Consider the following 17,193-nt stretch of genomic DNA (forward strand, 5'->3'; position numbering starts at 1 on the left):
TGGATCGTGCGCCTGATCTCCTCGTCGCGGCCGATCACCGGATCGAGCTTGCCGTCGCGTGCCGCCTGCGTGAGGTCGCGCGCGAACTTCTTGAGCGCGTCATACCGGTCCTCGGCGCCCGCGGTGTCGGCGGTGCGGCCCTGGCGAAGCTGGTTGATCGCGCCGTTCAGCGCCTCGGGGCTGGCGCCCGACGCCTTGATCGCCTTGCCCGCCGCCGTGTTCAGCGACAGCGCGAGTGCGACCAGCAGCCGCTCGACGGTGACGAAGCTGTCGCCCGCCTGCTTACCGATCTGCTCGGCCTGGTCGAGGACGCGCACCGCGTCGTTGTCGAGCCCAGGTGTCTGTTGCGCGCCGGAGCCGGACACCGCCGGGATGCGCGACAGCGCGAGGTCCGTCTCGCTCGTGGCGCGCGCGGGATCGCCACCGGCGGCGCGGATCAGGCCGGCCGCCATGCCTTGCTCGTCCTCCAGCAATGCCTTGAGGATGTGTTCGGGCGCGATCCGCTGGTGGTTCATGCGGATCGCGACGGTCTGCGCCGACTGGAGGAACCCCTTGGCGCGATCGGTGAAGGTCTCGATGTTCATGCAAACTCCCTGTTCGCTGGTGCCGGGAAGATGGTGTGATATTTGAGACACACAAGGGGGAGGGCGGCGCGGGCATCGAACGCATGTTGCGCTGCTCGCGCCGCCAACTATCGTGGCGGGAGGACTCGGGGGGAAGATGACATGAACACCAAGGCTCTGGCACTGGCCGGCGCAGCGACGGCTGTGCTCGCGGCACCTGTCCTCGCGCAGACGGCTCCGTCGCGGCCCGCACCGGTCGCGGCGCTGGTGCGCGAGGTGAACATCCCGTTCCAGCAATTCACCTTGCCCAACGGCTTGCGCGTCGTCGTCTCCACCGATCGCAAGGCGCCGGTGGTAGCCGTCAGCGTCTGGTACAATGTCGGGTCGAAGTTCGAGCCCGCGGGCAAGACGGGCTTCGCGCACCTGTTCGAGCATCTGATGTTCAACGGCAGCGAGAACTCGCCGACCGACTTCTTCGTGCCGCTCAAGAGCGTCGGCGCGACCGATTACAACGGTACCACCTATTTCGACCGCACGAATTACTTCGAGACGGTGCCGACCGCCGCGCTCGACCGCGCGTTGTTCCTCGAGTCCGATCGCATGGGGTATCTGACCGGCGCGATCACGCAAGGCGTGCTCGACGAGCAGCGCGGCGTCGTCCAGAACGAGAAGCGCCAGGGGGACAACCAGCCCTACGGCCTCGTCCAGTACAGGCTCGTCGAGGGCCTGTTCCCGGCCGGGCACCCCTATGCCCACACGACGATCGGCTCGATGGCGGACCTCGATGCGGCGTCGCTGCAGACCGTGAAGGACTGGTTCCACGACCATTACGGACCGAACAACGCGGTGCTGGTGCTCGCCGGTGACATCGACGTCGCGACCGCGCGCGCGCTGGTGACGAAATACTTCGGCGCGATCCCACGCGGGCCCGCCAGCGTCGCGCCCGCCGCACCGATCCCGACGTTGTCCGCGCCCGTGAACGAGGTGATGAAGGACCGGGTCGCGGCGACGCTCATCACCCGCAACTGGGCGGTGCCGGGCCTGAACGATCCTGAGTCGACCGCGCTCGACGTGGCGGCGGGCGTGCTCGGCGGCCTGTCGTCATCGAGGCTGGAGACCGCGCTGGTCCGCAACGAGAAACTGCTGGTGAGCGTGTCGGCCTCCAACCGCACCTTCTCGCAGCTCGGCTTCTTCGCCATCCGCGCGGTCGTGCGGCCGGGCGTCGACCCCGCGCTGGCGGCGAGGCGGGTGGACGAGGTGGTGGCCGAGTTCCTGCGCACGGGGCCGACCGCCGACGAGGTCACCCGGGTCGCGACCCGCGACGCGGCGCGCACGATCGAGGGGCTGGAATCGGTCGGCGGGTTCGGCGGAAAGGCGGTCGCGCTCGCGGAGGGTGTGCTTTATTCGAACGATCCGGGCTTCTACAGAAAGGAGCTTGCCCGGCTGGCCGCGGAAACCCCGGCGCAGGTTAAGGCGGCGACCGACAAGTGGCTGTCGCGCCCGGTCTACGCGCTGACGGTCGTGCCGGGCCCGCGCGACGCCTATGCGAATGCGCAGGTGGCGCCCAAGGCCGCCGTCATCGCGGCCGCCGAGCCCATCGTGAAGGGCACGCGCGGGCCGTTGCCGGCGGTGGGCGCCGTTCCCGACCTGTCGTCCCCGGCGGTGCAGCGCACGACGCTGCGCAACGGCATCGCGCTGGTCTATGCGCAGCGCAGGGCCGTGCCCATCACCAGTGCGGTGCTGAGCTTCGATGCGGGCTATGCCGCCGACGTGCCGGACAAGCTGGGCACGCAGCAACTGGTGCTGGACCTGATCGACGAGGGCACGCCGATGCGCACCGGGCTGCAGATCGCGGAGGAGCGCGAGCGGCTGGGCATGGGGCTGGGCGGGGGCGCGAGCGCCGATCGCACGACCATCTCGATGACCGTGCCCAGCGCCAACCTCGCGCCCGCCGTCGACCTGTTCGCGGACGTCTCGCGCAATCCCGCCTTCGCGCCGGCGGAGGTCGCGCGGTTGAAGAACCAGCAGCTCGCCGGGATTGCGCAGGAACTCACCAATCCTACCGCCCTCGCCGGACGCATTGGGCCACGTCTCGTGTTCGGCGCCGCTTACCCCTATGCCAAGCAGCAGGGCGGCGGTGATCCCGCGGCGGTGCGGACGTTGACCCGCGATGATCTCGTCGCGTTCCAGCATGCTTGGTTGCGGCCGGACAAGGCGAAGATCTTCGTCACCAGTGATCGGTCGCTCGCTGAGGTGCGCGCCGCGCTCGATGCCCGGTTCGGCGATTGGCAGCCGGTGGGGCCGGCCGGCACCAAGGACTTCTCGACGCCGCCGCAGCCCTCGCGGCCCAGGATCATCCTGGTCGACCGGCCCGACAGCCCGCAATCGGTGATCGTCGCGGCGGCACCCACGAAGGTCGTCGGCACGGACGATCTCCTCGGCCTGGAGGTCGCCAACGACGCGCTGGGCGGCAGCTTCCTCAGCCGCGTCAACATGGACCTGCGTGAATCGAAACACTGGTCCTACGGCGTGTCGGGCCGGTTTCAGCGAGACGCCTTTGCGACGCCCTATGTCGCCACGGCGCCGGTCCAGGCGGACAAGACCGGCCCTTCGCTCGCGTCGCTGCGTCAGGACATCGCCGGGTTCGTGACGACCCAGCCGATGACGCAGGAGGAGTTCGATCGCACGATCACCGGCGCCACCCGGTCGCTGTCAGGAACGTTCGAGACGTCCGGCGGCGTGTTGCGGGCGATGCAGGCGAACGACCTCTACAAGCGGCCGGACGACTATTACGCGACCATAACCCAGCGCTACCGCGCGCTGTCGTTGCCGCAGGTGAACGCCGCGATCCGGGACACGATCGACCCGTCGCGTTTCGTCTACGTCGTCGTCGGGGACGCCAGGATCGTGCGGCCGCAGCTTGACGCCGTGAGCCTTCCCGTCGAGGTGGTGCCCGCCGCCGCGGTGGCGGGGCCGGCCGCGGCGACCGTACCCAAGCCGACGGACGGATCGCCGCAAGCCGGCACGAACTAGGAAGGACGCAGCATGGCGGACATCGACGGGACCTGGAACTGCACGGTGAAATCGCCGCTGGGCGATCAGAAGCTGACGATGGCGCTGACCGGCGACGGATCGTCCTTCTCCGGCCAGGCGAGCGGCGCCATGGGATCACTGCCCGTGTCCGGCACCGTCTCGGGCGACAAGCTCGCCTGGAAGATGTCGATCAGCGTGCCGATGCCGATGACGCTCGATTGCGCGGCGACGATCTCGGGCGACACGCTGACCGGCGACGTGGGCGCCGGCGGCTTCGGCAGCTTCGCGCTGACCGGCACCCGCGGATAGCGTAGCGCGCGATCCCGGCTCGGGATCGCCCGCCTGGCTTCAGGCGGCGATGCGATGGAGCGCGCACAGCTTGTTGCCGTCGGGATCGCGCAGATAGGCGAGGTAGATCTGGCCGAACGGCGTCTGGCGCGCGCCGGGCGCCTCCTCGATCGCGGTGCCGCCGTTCGCGATGCCGGCGGCATGCCAGGCCTTGGCCTGCTCGGGACCTTCCATCGCGAAACCGATCGTGCTGCCGTTGCCTGCGGTCGCGGGCTCGCCGTCGATCGGCACCGTCACCATGAAGCTCGCGCCCTTTCCGCGATAGGCGAGCCGCCCGAGCGGGTCGACGATGCCTGGCCGGCCGCCGGTCGCGGTGAACAGCGCGTCGTAGAAACGCCGCGAGCGTTCGAGGTCGTTGCTGCCGACCATCATGTGGCTGAACACGGGGACGCTCTCCTTGCCGCACGATGCGGGCGGTCCGCCATCGCGCGATGGACCGGCAGCGTCAAACCCGTTGGGCGCCGCAGATCAGGCTGCGCCGCGTCGTTGCTGGCGGGAGAGCTGGAGCCGTTCGAGGTTGAACTGCTGCGCGAACTCGACGCCGGCGCGGCCGCCCTCGGTCCAGCGGAGCGTGGCCGCGAACATCTGGTCCTCCAGCAGCTCGATCAGCACCTCGACGCCTTCGGCGCCGTCCGCCAGCTCGAAGCCATCGAGGTCGAGGCCGTCGACCATCGCGCCACTGGACGAGATGTTGCGGATGCGGACGTCCTTGTGCCCGCCGGCGAGATCGAGCCGCGCGGACCGGAGCATCGTCGTGCGCGGACTGCGGCTGACCTTGAAGCCCGATGCGGCGACCTGGCCGCCGACGTCGAACAGCTGGCGGCGCGCCTCCTCGCCGAGCATCGGCTTGCCATAGACATAGCCCTGGATGTGGCTGCACCCCAGTTGGCGCACGAGTTCGATCTCGTCCTGCACCTCGACGCCTTCGGCCGTCGTCTCCATGCCCAATGTGTCGGCGAGCGTGACGATCGCCTTGATGATCGCGGCGTTGCGATTGCCCGGCTGCGCCGCGCCGCGGACGAAGCTCTGGTCGATCTTGATCTTGTCGAACGGCGCGGTGCGCAGATAGCCGAGCGAGGAGTAGCCGGTGCCGAAATCGTCGAGCGACAGGCGGACACCGAGCCCTTTCAGCGCGGCGAACATCGCGTCCGACGAGCGCGTCTGGTCGAGGAACACGCCCTCGGTGATCTCGAGCTCCAGCCGGGCGGGATCGAGTTGCGCGCTCGCAAGCGCGCTCGCGACGAGGGCGGGGAGCGCGGGGCTGGCGAACTGGATGGGTGAGACGTTGACAGCGACGCGCACGCCGCCCGGCCAGCTCGCCGCCTCCGCGCAGGCCGTCCGCATCACCCACTCGCCGATTGCGCCGATCAGGCCGCACTCCTCCGCGACCGGGATGAACGTCGCCGGGCCGACCGCGCCGCGGGTGGGATGATCCCAGCGGAGCAGCGCCTCATATCCCACGATGCGCGCGTCGGCGGTGGAGACGAACGGCTGGTAGGCGAGGTGGAAGGCCCCGGTGGCGACCGCGTGGCGCAGGTCGTCTTCCAGCAGCTTGCGGCTCTGCGCGCCGGCCAGCATGTCGTCGGCGTAGAAACGGTGGACGCCGCGTCCGTCGCCCTTGGCCGCGTAGAGCGCAAGATCGGCGTTGCGGATCAGCGTCTCGGCCTCGGCATCGTGGCGCGGCGCGACGGCGATGCCGATCGAACAGCCGATCGTCACCGACTGCCCCGCGATGTAATAAGGCTGAGACAGCGAGGCGATGATCGTCCGGGCGAGCTCGGCCAGCACGTCGCGCGCGTCCGTGCCGGGCAGCAGGACCTGGAACTCGTCGCCGCCCAGTCGGCCGCACAGGCCCTTGTCGCCGACGCAGCGCTGCAACCGCTGCGCGACCTGCCGCAGCAGCTCGTCACCGGCCTGGTGCCCCAGCGTGTCGTTCACGGCCTTGAACCGGTCGAGGTCGAGCATGAACAACGTCGTGGCGCGATAGGGGCCGACGGTCTGCGACAGCGTCTTGTCGAGCGACAGCCGCATGCGCTGGCGATTGGCGAGTCCGGTCAGCCCGTCGAACAGCGCGAGGCGGGTGATCTGCGCCTCCGACCGGCGCTTCTGGGTCAGGTCGCTGCCGGAGCCGATGAAGCCCTGGAACCGTCCGAGCTCGTCCGTCATGGGCCGGCCGGAGATCGACCAGCAACGGCCGCCCGTCGGATCGCCGGTCGCCTCCTCCTCTGCCGCCAGGACCGAGTAATCCGAAAACGACGTCCGCGACGACAGGTGGAAGGCGAGAGTCCGCTCGGTGGCGGGCGCGTCGGAGTCGATCCGGAACAGCTCGGTCAACGGGCGGCCGACCGGGTCCATCCCCTTGGTCTGCGCCAGTTCGTCCGCCACCTTGCGCGACAGATAGGTGACGCGGCCCGCGCGGTCGGTTTCCCAGAACCATCCGGTGCCCTGGCCCTCGAACTCCGCGATCATGCGGGCGGCGAACTGGCCTTCGCTCGCCTGGCCGGCATGGGCGAGCGCGTTGCGCGTGTCGCGCCGCGCGAGCCGCAGCATCGCGACGCCGAGGCAGAGGACGACCGGCGCCACCGCGCCCGTGGCGGCGATGCTCTGCCCCATGATCCCGAACGCGGCGAGCAGGCCGGCGCCGAAACCCAGCGCCGCGATACGCGCCGGATACAACAGGATCGCCGACACGCCGATCGCCGCCACGACCGCGGCGATGGCGGCTGGCTGCATCGGGCCGGCCGGCAGGGCGCGGGCCGAACACAGGAGCGCGGCCTGCGCGATCGCCAGCACGACGACCGCGGGCAGCAGCGCGCGATGCCGGCGACAGGCGCTCCACTCCTTCGCACGGGTCAGGATCGCCCATGTCGGCACCGCGCATGCCGCCGACGCGGCGAGCAGTGCCAGCGCGAGGAGCGTCGGTCCTCTGCCGGTCGTCATCGACAGGATGGCGATCGTCGCCGTCGCCAGCGCCTGAGCGGTGACCGCGAACGACCAGGTCGCCCCGATCCCGACGAGCTGGCTCGTATGAGCCGCCGTCACCGGATCGCGCTCATCCTCGCGCAGGCCAAAGTCGAGGAGGAAAGAGGAAGTGGCGCCCTTCATGGATCGTCGCTGCCACGACACCGATTGAGGATCGGCGATGGAACATGGTTAACGGTCTCGTCTTCGCTCGACAGGCGGCGCTGGCGGAGCCGCGGGATCGGCATTAAGGACTTGATGTGGATCGCAGCGGCACGATCGTCATCCTGACCGGCGCCGGCATCTCGGCGGAAAGCGGCCTGGCGACATTCCGCGGGCCGGGGGGCCTGTGGGAAGGCCACCGAGTCGAGGACGTCTGCACGCCCGAGGCGCTGGCGCAGGATCCGGTGTTGGTCCACCGGTTCTACGACGCGCGGCGGGCGGCGCTGGCGACGGTGGCGCCCAACGCCGCGCATAGGGCGCTGGCGCGGCTGGACGCCAGCTGGAGGGGCGACTGCTGCTGGTGACGCAGAACGTCGACGACCTGCACGAGCGCGCGGGCAGCCGGCGGATGATCGCGATGCACGGCCAGCTCCGGTCGGCGCTGTGCGCGGCGTGCGGAACGCGGCGCCCCTGGTCCGGCGACCTGCCGCCGGGCGCGCGCTGCGAAGGCTGCGACCGGCCGGCGCTGCGGCCCGACATCGTGTTCTTCGGGGAGATGCCGTACCGGATGGACGCGATCATGGCCATGCTGGGCCGGTGCGACCTGTTCGTGTCGATCGGCACGTCGGGCGCCGTCTATCCCGCAGCCGGCTTCGTCGAGATCGCCCGCGAGGCGGGCGCGGCGACGCTGGAGCTCAATCTAGATCGGTCGGCGGGCAGCGACCGCTTCGACGAGAGCCGGCTTGGCTCCGCGAGCACGCTAGTCCCCGACTGGGTGGACGCGCTGCTCGCCTGACCTCAGCCGGTCATCGGCCGCCGCGCGTAGAGGCCATAGGCGGCGATGCAAAGATAGCAGAGCGCCGGCAGCAGCAGCGCGAAGTGGAGCCCCGACGCGTTGGCCAGCCGGCCGGTGAGATAGGGCACGACCGCGCCGCCGACGATCGCGGTAGCGATCACGCCCGATCCCTCCGCCGATCGCGAGCCCAGGCCCTGGCTCGCCAGGCTAAAGATCGTCGGGAACATGATCGAGTTCATCAGCCCGATCGCCAGCAACGCCCAGCCGGCGATGCCGCCGACGCTGTTGGCGGACAGCAGGATCAGCCCGATCGCGGCGACGGCGACGCTCGCCAGCGCCCTGCCCGGAGACACCTTGCCGAGGACCCACGCGCCGACGAAGCGGCCGACCATCGCACCACCCCAATAATAGGACACGTGATTGCCCGCGGTCTGGGGATCCACTGCCCAGACGTCGCGCTGGACGAGGTAGGCGACGGTCATCGACCCGATCGACACTTCCGCGCCAACGTAGAGGAAGATGCACGCCGCGCCCATCGCGAAGCGCGGCCGGCGCAGCAGGGTGAAGGCGTGGAACATGCTGCCGGCCTGCTCCTGCGCCTCGTGAATGCGGTTGCGCCGCGTCCACACGACGCCCGCGATCACCAGCAGCGCGACGGCGAGGCCAAGATAGGTGTGGACGATCGCGCGCGAGGCCTCGACACGGTAGGCATCGAGCGCGGCGCCCGAGAGCGACGCGGCGCTGACGCCCGCGATGCCGCCCAGGATCAGCGTCGAGCCGATGCGCGGGAAGATGGTGGTGCCGAGCGAGTTGAACCCTTGCGCGAACGTCAGCCGCGACGGCGCGCTGGCGGGCCTGCCCAACAGCGAGATCAGCGGGTTGGCGACGACCTGCACGATCGTGATCCCCGCGCCGAGCACGAACAGCGCGAACAGGAACATCCCGAAGGTCGCACTCCGCGAGGCGGGGATGAACAGCAGGCACCCCGCCGTCATCGTCACCAGCCCGACGGACGCGGTGCGTAGATAGCCTAGCCGGCGCACGATCGCCGCCGCCGGGATCGAGAACAGCGCATAGGCGACGAAGAACGCCGACTGCACCAGCATCGACGAGGCGTGGTCGAGCGTGAACAGTTCCTGCAGCTTGGGGATGATGATGTCGTTGAGGCTGGTGATGCCGCCGAAGATGAAGAACAGCGCGAACACGAACACGCGCAGATCGGGCGCGTCGATGCCGGTCGCGGGGCTGTCGGCACCGGAGGCCGGATCGGACGACGAAGGGGCGACGTCGATGTGCAAGCGTGATCCTCCCGGGTGCCGGGCCGTGGTCGCCGCCCGATCGTGACCCTTTGCCGCCCGTCCTAGCGACAGGCGGGGGCACGTGCCAACCGGCCTATTGACCCAGTCTAGTCAACCCAGTCGAGGCCGATGTCGCGATAGACCTCGCGGTCCTCGTCCCAGCCGGGGCGCACCTTGACGTGCAGATAGAGGTGCACCGGCCGTTCCATCAGCGACGCGAGCTGCGCGCGGGCGCGGGCGCCGATCTCGCGGATGCGGCTGCCGCCCTTGCCCAGCACGATCGCGCGCTGGGTCGGGCGCTCGACCATCACCTGCTGGTGGATCTCGACCGAGCCGTCGGCGCGTTCCTGATAGGACTCGGTCTCGACCGCACTCGCATAGGGCAGTTCGGCGTGGAGCTGGAGGAACAGCTGCTCGCGCGTCACCTCGGCGGCCAGCGCGCGCTCGGTGGCGTCCGATACCTGATCCTCGGGATAGTGCCACGGCCCGGCCGGCATCGCGGCGGCCAGCGCGCGCTTGAGCTCGGGCACGCCGTCGCCGGTCCCGGCCGACACGAAGAACGTCTCGTGGAACGGCAGGATCGCGTTCAGTCGCTCGGCATGGACCAGCAGCTTCGCCTTGTCGGCGACATCCACCTTGTTGAGGACGAGATACGGTCGCTCGGGCCGGCCGACGAGCTGTTCCACCAGCGCCGTCACCTTAGTGCCCGTGCCCGCCTTGCCGTCGACCACCAGCACGACGATGTCGGCGCCTTCGGTCCCGCCCCACGCCGCGGCGACCATGGCGCGGTCGAGCCGGCGCGTCGGCGCGAAGATGCCGGGCGTGTCGACCAGCAGCAACTGCGTCGCGCCCTCGATCGCGACCCCCAGCAGCCGCGCGCGCGTCGTCTGCGCCTTGGGACTGACGATCGCGACCTTCTGGCCAACCAGCGCGTTGACCAGCGTCGACTTGCCGGCGTTGGGCGCGCCGACGAGGGTGACGAGGCCGCAATGGGTGGGGGGGGCGGCGACAGGCGCGGTCGTAGGATCGGGTTTTGGAGTCACCCCGATCCCCTAACCGTTCACCTTGAGCTTGTCGAAGGAGACGAGGCCGGATCCCCCTTCTCCGCCTGTTCCGAGCTTGCCGACGGAAGACCATGCTCTCCCCCTCCCGCCTACCCTGAGCTTGTCGAAGGGCTGCCTTTCTTCCTCGCCAGTGCGGAAATCATCGACCAATCACCCCGGATCAGCGCGAGCTTCTTCGCCCGGCTCCAACCCTTGATCCGACGCTCGGCTTCCTGAGCCTCCAACCGCGGGGGAAATCTTGGCTCCACACCAACGTCACCGGCAGGTGATCGCGGGTGTAGCCCGGAAGATCGCCGCGTTCATGCTGTGCGAGGCGGACCTCCAAATTGTCCGTATGTCCTGCGTAGAAGCTGCCGCCATTGCAGTGGAGCAGGTACGCGTGGAACGGCATGCACTCAGTTTAGGAAAAAGGGCAGCCCTTCGACAAGCTCAGGGTGAGCGGAAGAAAGGGACAGGTGAGGGTAACGGTTAGGAAGAAGGGCAGGGCTTCGACGCGCTCAGCCTGGACGGACGTGAGGGCAAGTAGCAGAGTCGCCCCTATCCCCGCACGATCGCCAGCAGCGCCGCCGCCGCCGCCGTCTCGGCCTCCTGCTTCGATCCGCCTTCCGCGCTCGCCTCGGCCAGTCGGCCCACGCTGACCTTGACCGTGAATCGCGGCGCGTGGCCGGGGCCGGCGCGGTCGGTCACCTCATAGGCAGGGGCCTTGCGGTTGTTGGCGGCGGCCCATTCCTGGAGCGCCGACTTGGGATGCTGCGGCGCGGCGCCCGCGCTGTCGATCCGGTCCGCCCACAGCCGCCGGACCGCACCGCGCGCGCCGTCCACTCCCGCCTCCAGGTACAGCGCGCCGATCAACGCCTCCATCACGTCGCCCAGCACGTTGTCGCTGTCGCCCGCGCCGTCGGAAAGCGCCTGCTTGCCGAGCCGGAGCGCGGCCGGCACGCCGATCCCGCGCGCGACCTCCGCGCATACCGGGCCCGTCACCAGCGCGTTGAGCCGCTTCGACAACAGGCCTTCGGGTTCGGCCGGGAACGTCTCGAACAGCCACTCGGCGACGAGCAGACCCAATACGCGATCCCCCAGGAACTCCAGCCGCTCGTAATGCGCCTCGCCATGACTGCCATGGGTCAGCGCGCGTTCGAACAGCGCGGGATCGATCGGGCGATGGCCGAGCGCCGTCTCGACCCAGGCGAGGACACCTGGCTTGCCGGTCAGAAACCCTCTCCGATCCGGCGCCAGCGCGCGGCGCTGAACCACGTCCAGGGGAGTAGCCATTGCGCCGATCCGTCGGTGGAGAAGAAGCCAACCAGCGCGCGGCCCTCCACGTGATCCAGCGGCACGAAGCCCATGCCTTTTTGTTGCAGTGGCAGGGCATCGTCCGGCGCCGGAAAACGGCTGTCCGCACTGTTGTCGCGATTATCGCCCATCAGGAAGATGTCGCCCGCGGGCACCGCATACACATCGGTGTCGTCGGCCGCGACGGTTCCCATATCGAGGACGGAGTAACTGTATCCGCCCGGCAGTGTTTCGCGGAACTGCGGATAACGGCAGACGGGACGCTGGGCGGCATCCACGCTCTGGAACCGCGACGAGCATTGCCCCTCGCCCTCGCCCGCGCTGTAGTTGGGCGACAAAGGCAACACGAAATCCGCAACTCGCACCTTGGGGACGGGCACGCCGTTCAGGATCAGCTGCCCATGTCGCATCTGCACCGTGTCGCCGGGCAGGCCGATCACGCGCTTGATGACGTCGTGATCTTCGCCATGCGGTCCGCGGAACACGACGACGTCGCCGCGCGACGGGGTCGCCCAGCGGACATGGCCCGGGATCGCCGGCTCCCCCCACGGCAGCGACCAGCGCGAGAAGCCATAGGCGGGCTTCAGCACAAACAGATAGTCGCCGATCAACAGCCGTGGCAGCATCGATTCGGATGGTATGCTGAACGGCGCGAACAGGAACGACCGGAACACGAAAACGATCACCGCCAGCTTCAGCAGGAAGACGAGCGTGTCCCGAAACTCGGCGAGCGGCGTGCTGGGGCGGGGAGTGGCCATGGGAGCGGCGTCGCGCAACGTCCCGCGCGCGTCAAGCCGGAGCCTTGGCGCCTCCTGTACGTTGGCGACGCGATCACGGCATCACTCGAACACGAAGGAGCTTTGCATGGCCGACAACGAGGCAGGCGATCAGACGAACGACTGGTCCGCGATCGAGGCGCTGCCCAAGCGGAAACTGGAAGAGCTGTTCGCGTCCGACCCCGAGCGGCTGTCGCGCTTCTCGCTCGACGTCGCGGGGATGCATTTCGACTGGTCCAAGACGCATTTGACGACCGAGGCGGTCACGGCGTTCGAGGCGCTTTCCCACAAGCGCGACCTCGCCGGCCGTCGCGACAAGATGTTCGCGGGCGATCACATCAACGTGACCGAGGATCGGCCGGTCGAGCATACCGCCGAGCGTTACGAGGGTGCGCCGGAAAGCGTCGCTCGGGCGAAGAAATACCACGAGCGGATGCGCACGCTGATCGACGCGATCGAAGCGGGCGCCTTGGGCGAGATCCGCTACGTGCTGCACACCGGCATCGGCGGATCGGCGCTCGGCCCCAACCTGCTGGTCGACTCGCTCGGACGCGGCGCGGATCGCTACGAGGTGGCGATCGTCTCCAACGTCGACGGCATGGCGATGGAGGACGTGTTCAAGCAGTTCGATCCGCACACCACGTTGCTGGTGGTCGCATCCAAGACGTTCACCACGACGGAAACCATGCTGAACGCCGACACGGTCGTCCAGTGGATGCAGGAAGCCGGCGTCGATGACCCCTATGGCCGCGTTGTCGCGCTGACCGCAAGCCCCGAAAAGGCGATCGAATGGGGCGTGGACGAGACGCGCGTGCTGCCGTTCGGCGAAGGCGTGGGCGGCCGCTATTCGCTCTGGTCGTCGATCGGTTTCCCGGCCGCGATCAAGCTCGGCTGGGCGGCGTTCGAGGAACTGCTGGAAGGCGCGGCCGAGATGGACCGCCATTTCCGCCTGACCGCGCTGCACGAGAGCGCGCCCGCGCTCGCGGCGTTCGCGGACCTATACTACACGCAGGTGCGCCGCGCGGAAACGCGCGCGACCTTCGCCTATGACGAGCGGCTCAAGCTGCTGCCGCCTTATTTGCAGCAGCTCGAGATGGAGTCGAACGGCAAGGGCGTGACCGTCTCGGGCCGGTGGCTGACGCGGCCGTCGACCGCGATCACCTGGGGCGGGGTCGGCACCGACGCGCAGCATGCGGTGTTCCAGTTGCTGCACCAGGGTACGCACCTCGTCCCCGTCGAGTTCGTCGCGGTGATCGAGGCAGGCGACGATCTGAACCCGGAGCATCACAAGCAGCTGCTGCTCAACGCATTCGCGCAGGGCGCGGCGCTGATGAAGGGCAAGCATGTCGACGATCCGGCGCGTAGCTATACCGGCGATCGGCCGACCTCGACCATCCTGCTCGATCAACTCGATCCGCACACGCTCGGCGCGCTGATCGCCTTCTACGAGCACCGGGTGTTCGTCGCGGGCACGTTGCTCGAGATCAACAGCTTCGACCAGTTCGGCGTCGAGCTCGGCAAGGAGATGGCCAAGGCGGCGTCCAAGGGCGGGCAGGAGTTTGACCCTTCGACCACTGACCTCATCAAGCGCGCTGGGCTGGAGTGATGCCATTGCTGCCGGCGTCGATGCTGCCAGCGATGGCGGCATCCGGCGCGCGGACGGTGGCGCAGATGCGCGACCAGCGACGCGTGCTGTTGATCGCCGCGCCGGCGGCGGACGATCCCCGGCTGCGGGCGCAACGCGCGACGCTGGCAAGCTGGAGCAAGGGCGCGACGGACCGCGATGTGATCGTGGTCGAGCTGGTGGGGCGCACGACATCGGGCGCGGCGGACGATCCCGCCTCGTTGCGCGCGCGTTTCCATCTGTTGCCGAGTTCCTTTGCGGTCGTGCTTATCGGCAAGGATGGGCACGAGGCGTACCGGTCCGCGGCGCCGGTGACCGCGCAGATGCTCCAGGGCACGATCGACGCGATGCCGATGCGGCGGGCAGGGCAGCGTTGAAGCAAACCGCATTGTCCACTATGTGTATCGCGCAGCGGGAGCGTACACATGCGGACCAACATTGATATCGACGAAACTCTGATGGCTGATGCGATGGCGGCTACCGGTGCCACGACAAAGCGTGAGACCGTGGAACAGGCCTTGCGTCAGGTAGTCACCGCAAACCAGCGCCGTGGTATGTTGAAGCTGCGTGGAAAAATCAATTGGATTGGCGATCTTGACGAGATGCGACGCGATTGATTGCGGTAGACACCAGCGTCTGGATCGACTTTTTCCGCGACACTTCGACGCCTCAGGTCGACATGTTGATATGCGGGATCGAGTCGAACGAGATTACGATTCCTGATCTGGTCGTCACCGAGGTGTTGCAGGGGTGCGATACGGATCGTGAGTTTGCGGCGTTGTACCAGGCGTTGCGCCCGCATCGTGTGTTGCAGACGGTGGATGAAACGACCGCCCTTGCCGCCGCTCGCCATTACAGAACCTTACGCACGCGCGGTATTACGGTTCGCAAGACCATCGATACGTTGATCGCCACGCGGTGCATCACCGACGACATCCCGCTGCTCTACAGTGACCGCGATTTCGATCCCTTCGTCGAGCATCTGGGCCTCCGCTCCGCACTCGATGATCTTGAAAGCTTCTGATGACCGATTACGACTACGACCTCTTCGTCATCGGCGCGGGCTCCGGTGGAGTGCGTGCCGCCCGCGTTGCCGCCGCGCATGGCGCGAAGGTCGCCATCGCCGAGGAGTATCGCGTCGGAGGCACCTGCGTCATCCGCGGCTGCGTGCCCAAGAAGCTGCTCGTCTATGGCGCGCATTTTGCCGAGGACCTGAAGGACGCGCGCCGCTTCGGCTGGAACGTGCCGGCTCAGTGCGACTTCTCCTGGTCGACGCTTCGCGGCAACGTGATGGAGGAGGTGGACCGGATCAACGGCGCCTATACCCAGACGCTGACGAGCCACCATGTCGAGATCATCGCCGCGCGCGCGACAGTCGCCGGGCCGCATGAAGTGGCGCTGGCGGACAACCGCACCGTGACGGCGAAGACGATCCTGGTCGCGGTCGGCGCACACCCGTCGATCCCGACCTTTCCGGGCCACGAGCATGGCATCACCTCGAACGAGGCGTTCCATTTGCCCGACGTGCCCAAGCGCATCCTGATCGCCGGTGCGGGCTATATCGCCAACGAGTTCGCCGGGCTGTTCCACCAGTTCGGCGCGCACGTCATCATCGTCAACCGGACGCAGGAGATCCTGCGCGGCTATGACGTGTCAATCCGCGACCGCCTGCTTCAGATCAGCATCATGAAGGGGCTGGAGTTCCGCTTCGACGCGGCGTTCCAGAAGATCGAGCGCGGCGACAACAATTGCCTGACCGTCCACATGTCCAACCACGAACCGGCGGTCGTCGATTGCGTGATGTTCGCGACCGGCCGCTCGCCCAACACGCGCGGGTTGGGACTGGAGACCGCGGGCGCCGAGCTAGACCAGCATGGCGCGATCGTGGTCGATGCCGACAACCGATCGACCTGCGAGAGCCTCTATGCGGTGGGGGACGTCACCAACCGCGTCCAGCTCACCCCCGTCGCGATCCGCGAAGGCCAGGCATTTGCCGATACGCTCTACGGCGGCAAGCCGACGCGGGTCGATTATGACTGCATCCCCAGCGCCGTCTTCAGCCACCCGCCGCTCGCCGGGGTCGGTCTGACGGAGGCGCAGGCGAAGGAAAAGCTCGGTTCGGTGCGGGTCTATACGAGCGATTTTCGCCCGATGAAGAACGTGCTCGCCGGCCGCAACGAACGCTCGCTCTACAAGATGGTGTGCGACGGAGAGACGGGCCGGGTCGTCGGGTTGCACATGATCGGCCCCGACGTGCCGGAGATCCTCCAGGCTGCGGCGATCGCGGTGAAGGCGGGATTGACGAAGGACCAGTTCGACGATGTCGTCGCGCTCCACCCGACGATGGCGGAGGAACTGGTCCTGATGAAGTGACGATCGTCAGCGCGGGTCCCGGTCGCCGTCTCTGCGAAGGAAACCGAAGCGGGCCACCGCACGGCGCAGGTGCATCGCCAATTTCTGATGCGATAGTCGTGCCTCGATACTGGTCGCACGTTGCGCGGCACGGTCCTCCTGCAGGGCACGGGCCAGGAACTCGTCGGTTCGATCAAGCGTCGCCATCGGTCACCACCGTTCTCGACGCCGACAGCCTCGCGGCATCGTCGGGCGGTTATGCGCTTCGTCGCGTCGGCACGCAATCCCGTCCGGCCTCCATCCGGGTGCCCCGTCACTCGCCGAGCGTCAGGTCGTCCGCGCTCACGATCCGTGCGATCCGCGGCAGGATCTTCTCGATCGCGAAGCTGTGCAGGTCCGCCGTCATCGAGGTGCAGGCGTCTTCCACCACGACGACGTCGTAGCTCAGCTCCGAGGCCGAGCGTACGGTGGATTCGACGCCGAAGTTGGTCGCGATCCCGGCCACCACCACCGTCTTCACGCCGCGCCGGCGCAACTGGAGGTCGAGATCGGTGCCGGTGAACGCGCCCCAGTTGTGCTTCAGCACGACGATGTCGCCCGGCTGGTGCAGGCCGCCCGCAAATGCGTAGAAAGCGGGTGGGGTGCCCCCGGTCGGGATCGGGATGGCATCGTCGACGTGGCGGCTGGGGACTTCTTCCTCGTTGCGGAACCCGACGTGGACGAGCACGACGGGAGCGCTCTTTTCACGAAAGCGCGCCGCGAGGTTCTTGGCGGTCTCGACGACGGCATGGCCGGAATATGGTGCCTTGTCCCCGGCGACGATGCCGTCCTGAAGGTCGATGAGGACAAGGGCGGTGGTGCGGGGATCTAGCGTGCTCATCGCGCCTCAACCGACGAGCGCGCGATGGGTTCAACCCGGAGTA

At 68.3% G+C, this 17,193-nt stretch carries 17 protein-coding genes and 1 pseudogene; 8 read left to right on the forward strand and 10 right to left on the reverse strand.

Annotation, left to right across the window (positions count from 1 at the left end; translation table 11 throughout):
- Window positions 1–584 (reverse strand): Clp protease N-terminal domain-containing protein (locus ACFE65_RS12895; protein WP_375382771.1); only part of this gene is annotated, 584 nt, incomplete at its 3' end.
- Window positions 585–725: 141 nt separating this feature from the next.
- Between ACFE65_RS12895 and ACFE65_RS12900 the strand changes: the two genes are divergently transcribed.
- Entirely contained in the window at window positions 726–3,596 is a 2,871-nt protein-coding gene (locus ACFE65_RS12900) for a M16 family metallopeptidase (RefSeq protein WP_375382772.1), read from the forward strand.
- A gap of 12 nt (window positions 3,597–3,608) precedes the next feature.
- A complete protein-coding gene (locus ACFE65_RS12905; RefSeq protein WP_375382773.1) occupies window positions 3,609–3,905 on the forward strand; it encodes a hypothetical protein in 297 nt (98 codons plus the stop codon).
- A 39-nt stretch (window positions 3,906–3,944) separates the two neighbouring features.
- On the opposite strand, the gene ACFE65_RS12910 is transcribed toward ACFE65_RS12905, so the two are convergent.
- Both ACFE65_RS12910 and ACFE65_RS12915 read right to left on the reverse strand, forming a co-directional pair.
- Complete coding sequence (locus ACFE65_RS12910; protein WP_375382774.1) at window positions 3,945–4,328, reverse strand: VOC family protein; 384 nt, start codon at window positions 4,326–4,328, stop codon at window positions 3,945–3,947.
- Window positions 4,329–4,412: 84 nt separating this feature from the next.
- Window positions 4,413–7,049 (reverse strand): EAL domain-containing protein, encoded by a 2,637-nt coding sequence (locus ACFE65_RS12915; protein WP_375382775.1) that lies wholly within the window; start codon window positions 7,047–7,049, stop codon window positions 4,413–4,415.
- 116 nt (window positions 7,050–7,165) lie between these two features.
- Between ACFE65_RS12915 and ACFE65_RS12920 the strand changes: the two are divergent.
- Window positions 7,166–7,863: pseudogene (locus ACFE65_RS12920) on the forward strand (NAD-dependent deacylase).
- A 2-nt stretch (window positions 7,864–7,865) separates the two neighbouring features.
- Here the strand turns inward: ACFE65_RS12920 and ACFE65_RS12925 are convergent.
- The 5 genes from ACFE65_RS12925 to lepB form a co-directional block, all read right to left on the reverse strand.
- Window positions 7,866–9,161, reverse strand: a complete 1,296-nt coding sequence (locus ACFE65_RS12925; protein WP_375382776.1) for a sugar MFS transporter — start codon at window positions 9,159–9,161, stop codon at window positions 7,866–7,868.
- A 107-nt stretch (window positions 9,162–9,268) separates the two neighbouring features.
- Window positions 9,269–10,204 carry a GTPase Era gene (gene era, locus ACFE65_RS12930; RefSeq protein WP_375382777.1) on the reverse strand — a complete coding sequence of 312 codons (936 nt, stop codon included), beginning with the start codon at window positions 10,202–10,204 and terminating at the stop codon, window positions 9,269–9,271.
- Between the two features lie 181 nt (window positions 10,205–10,385).
- On the reverse strand, window positions 10,386–10,616 hold the full coding sequence (locus ACFE65_RS12935; protein WP_375382778.1) for a GIY-YIG nuclease family protein: 231 nt from the start codon (window positions 10,614–10,616) through the stop codon (window positions 10,386–10,388).
- A 146-nt stretch (window positions 10,617–10,762) separates the two neighbouring features.
- Complete coding sequence (rnc, locus tag ACFE65_RS12940; RefSeq protein WP_375382779.1) at window positions 10,763–11,497, reverse strand: ribonuclease III; 735 nt, start codon at window positions 11,495–11,497, stop codon at window positions 10,763–10,765.
- Window positions 11,434–12,276 (reverse strand): signal peptidase I, encoded by an 843-nt coding sequence (gene lepB, locus ACFE65_RS12945; RefSeq protein WP_375382780.1) that lies wholly within the window; start codon window positions 12,274–12,276, stop codon window positions 11,434–11,436. The genes rnc and lepB overlap by 64 nt, the downstream gene beginning before the upstream one ends.
- 106 nt (window positions 12,277–12,382) lie before the next feature.
- On the opposite strand from lepB, the gene pgi reads away from it, so the two are divergent.
- The 5 genes from pgi to gorA are packed head-to-tail and all read left to right on the forward strand — an operon-like array spanning window position 12,383 to window position 16,291.
- Window positions 12,383–13,900: a glucose-6-phosphate isomerase gene (pgi, locus tag ACFE65_RS12950; protein WP_375382781.1), complete on the forward strand. Its 1,518-nt coding sequence runs from the start codon at window positions 12,383–12,385 to the stop codon at window positions 13,898–13,900.
- The gene (locus ACFE65_RS12955) at window positions 13,900–14,295 is read left to right on the forward strand and encodes a DUF4174 domain-containing protein (protein ID WP_375382782.1); all 396 of its coding nucleotides are present in this window, start codon (window positions 13,900–13,902) and stop codon (window positions 14,293–14,295) included. Before pgi ends, ACFE65_RS12955 begins: the two co-directional genes overlap by 1 nt.
- A 48-nt stretch (window positions 14,296–14,343) precedes the next feature.
- Window positions 14,344–14,535, forward strand: coding sequence for a type II toxin-antitoxin system VapB family antitoxin (locus ACFE65_RS12960; RefSeq protein ID WP_375382783.1), 192 nt, complete (start codon window positions 14,344–14,346; stop codon window positions 14,533–14,535).
- A complete protein-coding gene (locus tag ACFE65_RS12965) occupies window positions 14,532–14,942 on the forward strand; it encodes a PIN domain nuclease (protein ID WP_375382784.1) in 411 nt (136 codons plus the stop codon). Before ACFE65_RS12960 ends, ACFE65_RS12965 begins: the two co-directional genes overlap by 4 nt.
- Complete coding sequence (gene gorA, locus ACFE65_RS12970) at window positions 14,942–16,291, forward strand: glutathione-disulfide reductase (protein ID WP_375382785.1); 1,350 nt, start codon at window positions 14,942–14,944, stop codon at window positions 16,289–16,291. Before ACFE65_RS12965 ends, gorA begins: the two co-directional genes overlap by 1 nt.
- Before the next feature lie 6 nt (window positions 16,292–16,297).
- On the opposite strand, the gene ACFE65_RS12975 is transcribed toward gorA, so the two are convergent.
- Window positions 16,298–16,477 carry a hypothetical protein gene (locus ACFE65_RS12975; RefSeq protein ID WP_375382786.1) on the reverse strand — a complete coding sequence of 60 codons (180 nt, stop codon included), beginning with the start codon at window positions 16,475–16,477 and terminating at the stop codon, window positions 16,298–16,300.
- A 106-nt stretch (window positions 16,478–16,583) separates the two neighbouring features.
- Window positions 16,584–17,150, reverse strand: coding sequence for an isochorismatase family protein (locus tag ACFE65_RS12980; protein ID WP_375382787.1), 567 nt, complete (start codon window positions 17,148–17,150; stop codon window positions 16,584–16,586).
- Between the last annotated feature and the right edge of the window lie 43 nt (window positions 17,151–17,193).

The sequence above is a fragment of the uncultured Sphingomonas sp. genome (assembly GCF_964237335.1).
Taxonomy (GTDB): domain Bacteria; phylum Pseudomonadota; class Alphaproteobacteria; order Sphingomonadales; family Sphingomonadaceae; genus Sphingomonas.

What these genes read in the sequence shown, in the direction of transcription:
- ACFE65_RS12900 (WP_375382772.1), top strand. Translation starts at nt 726, where the DNA reads ATGAACACCAAGGCTCTGGCACTGGCCGGCGCAGCGACGGCTGTGCTC.
- ACFE65_RS12905 (WP_375382773.1), top strand. Translation starts at nt 3,609, where the DNA reads ATGGCGGACATCGACGGGACCTGGAACTGCACGGTGAAATCGCCGCTG.
- ACFE65_RS12915 (WP_375382775.1), bottom strand. Translation starts at nt 7,049, where the DNA reads ATGAAGGGCGCCACTTCCTCTTTCCTCCTCGACTTTGGCCTGCGCGAG.
- ACFE65_RS12935 (WP_375382778.1), bottom strand. Translation starts at nt 10,616, where the DNA reads ATGCCGTTCCACGCGTACCTGCTCCACTGCAATGGCGGCAGCTTCTAC.
- rnc (WP_375382779.1), bottom strand. Translation starts at nt 11,497, where the DNA reads ATGGCTACTCCCCTGGACGTGGTTCAGCGCCGCGCGCTGGCGCCGGAT.
- lepB (WP_375382780.1), bottom strand. Translation starts at nt 12,276, where the DNA reads ATGGCCACTCCCCGCCCCAGCACGCCGCTCGCCGAGTTTCGGGACACG.
- pgi (WP_375382781.1), top strand. Translation starts at nt 12,383, where the DNA reads ATGGCCGACAACGAGGCAGGCGATCAGACGAACGACTGGTCCGCGATC.
- ACFE65_RS12955 (WP_375382782.1), top strand. Translation starts at nt 13,900, where the DNA reads ATGCCATTGCTGCCGGCGTCGATGCTGCCAGCGATGGCGGCATCCGGC.
- ACFE65_RS12960 (WP_375382783.1), top strand. Translation starts at nt 14,344, where the DNA reads ATGCGGACCAACATTGATATCGACGAAACTCTGATGGCTGATGCGATG.
- gorA (WP_375382785.1), top strand. Translation starts at nt 14,942, where the DNA reads ATGACCGATTACGACTACGACCTCTTCGTCATCGGCGCGGGCTCCGGT.
- ACFE65_RS12975 (WP_375382786.1), bottom strand. Translation starts at nt 16,477, where the DNA reads ATGGCGACGCTTGATCGAACCGACGAGTTCCTGGCCCGTGCCCTGCAG.
- ACFE65_RS12980 (WP_375382787.1), bottom strand. Translation starts at nt 17,150, where the DNA reads ATGAGCACGCTAGATCCCCGCACCACCGCCCTTGTCCTCATCGACCTT.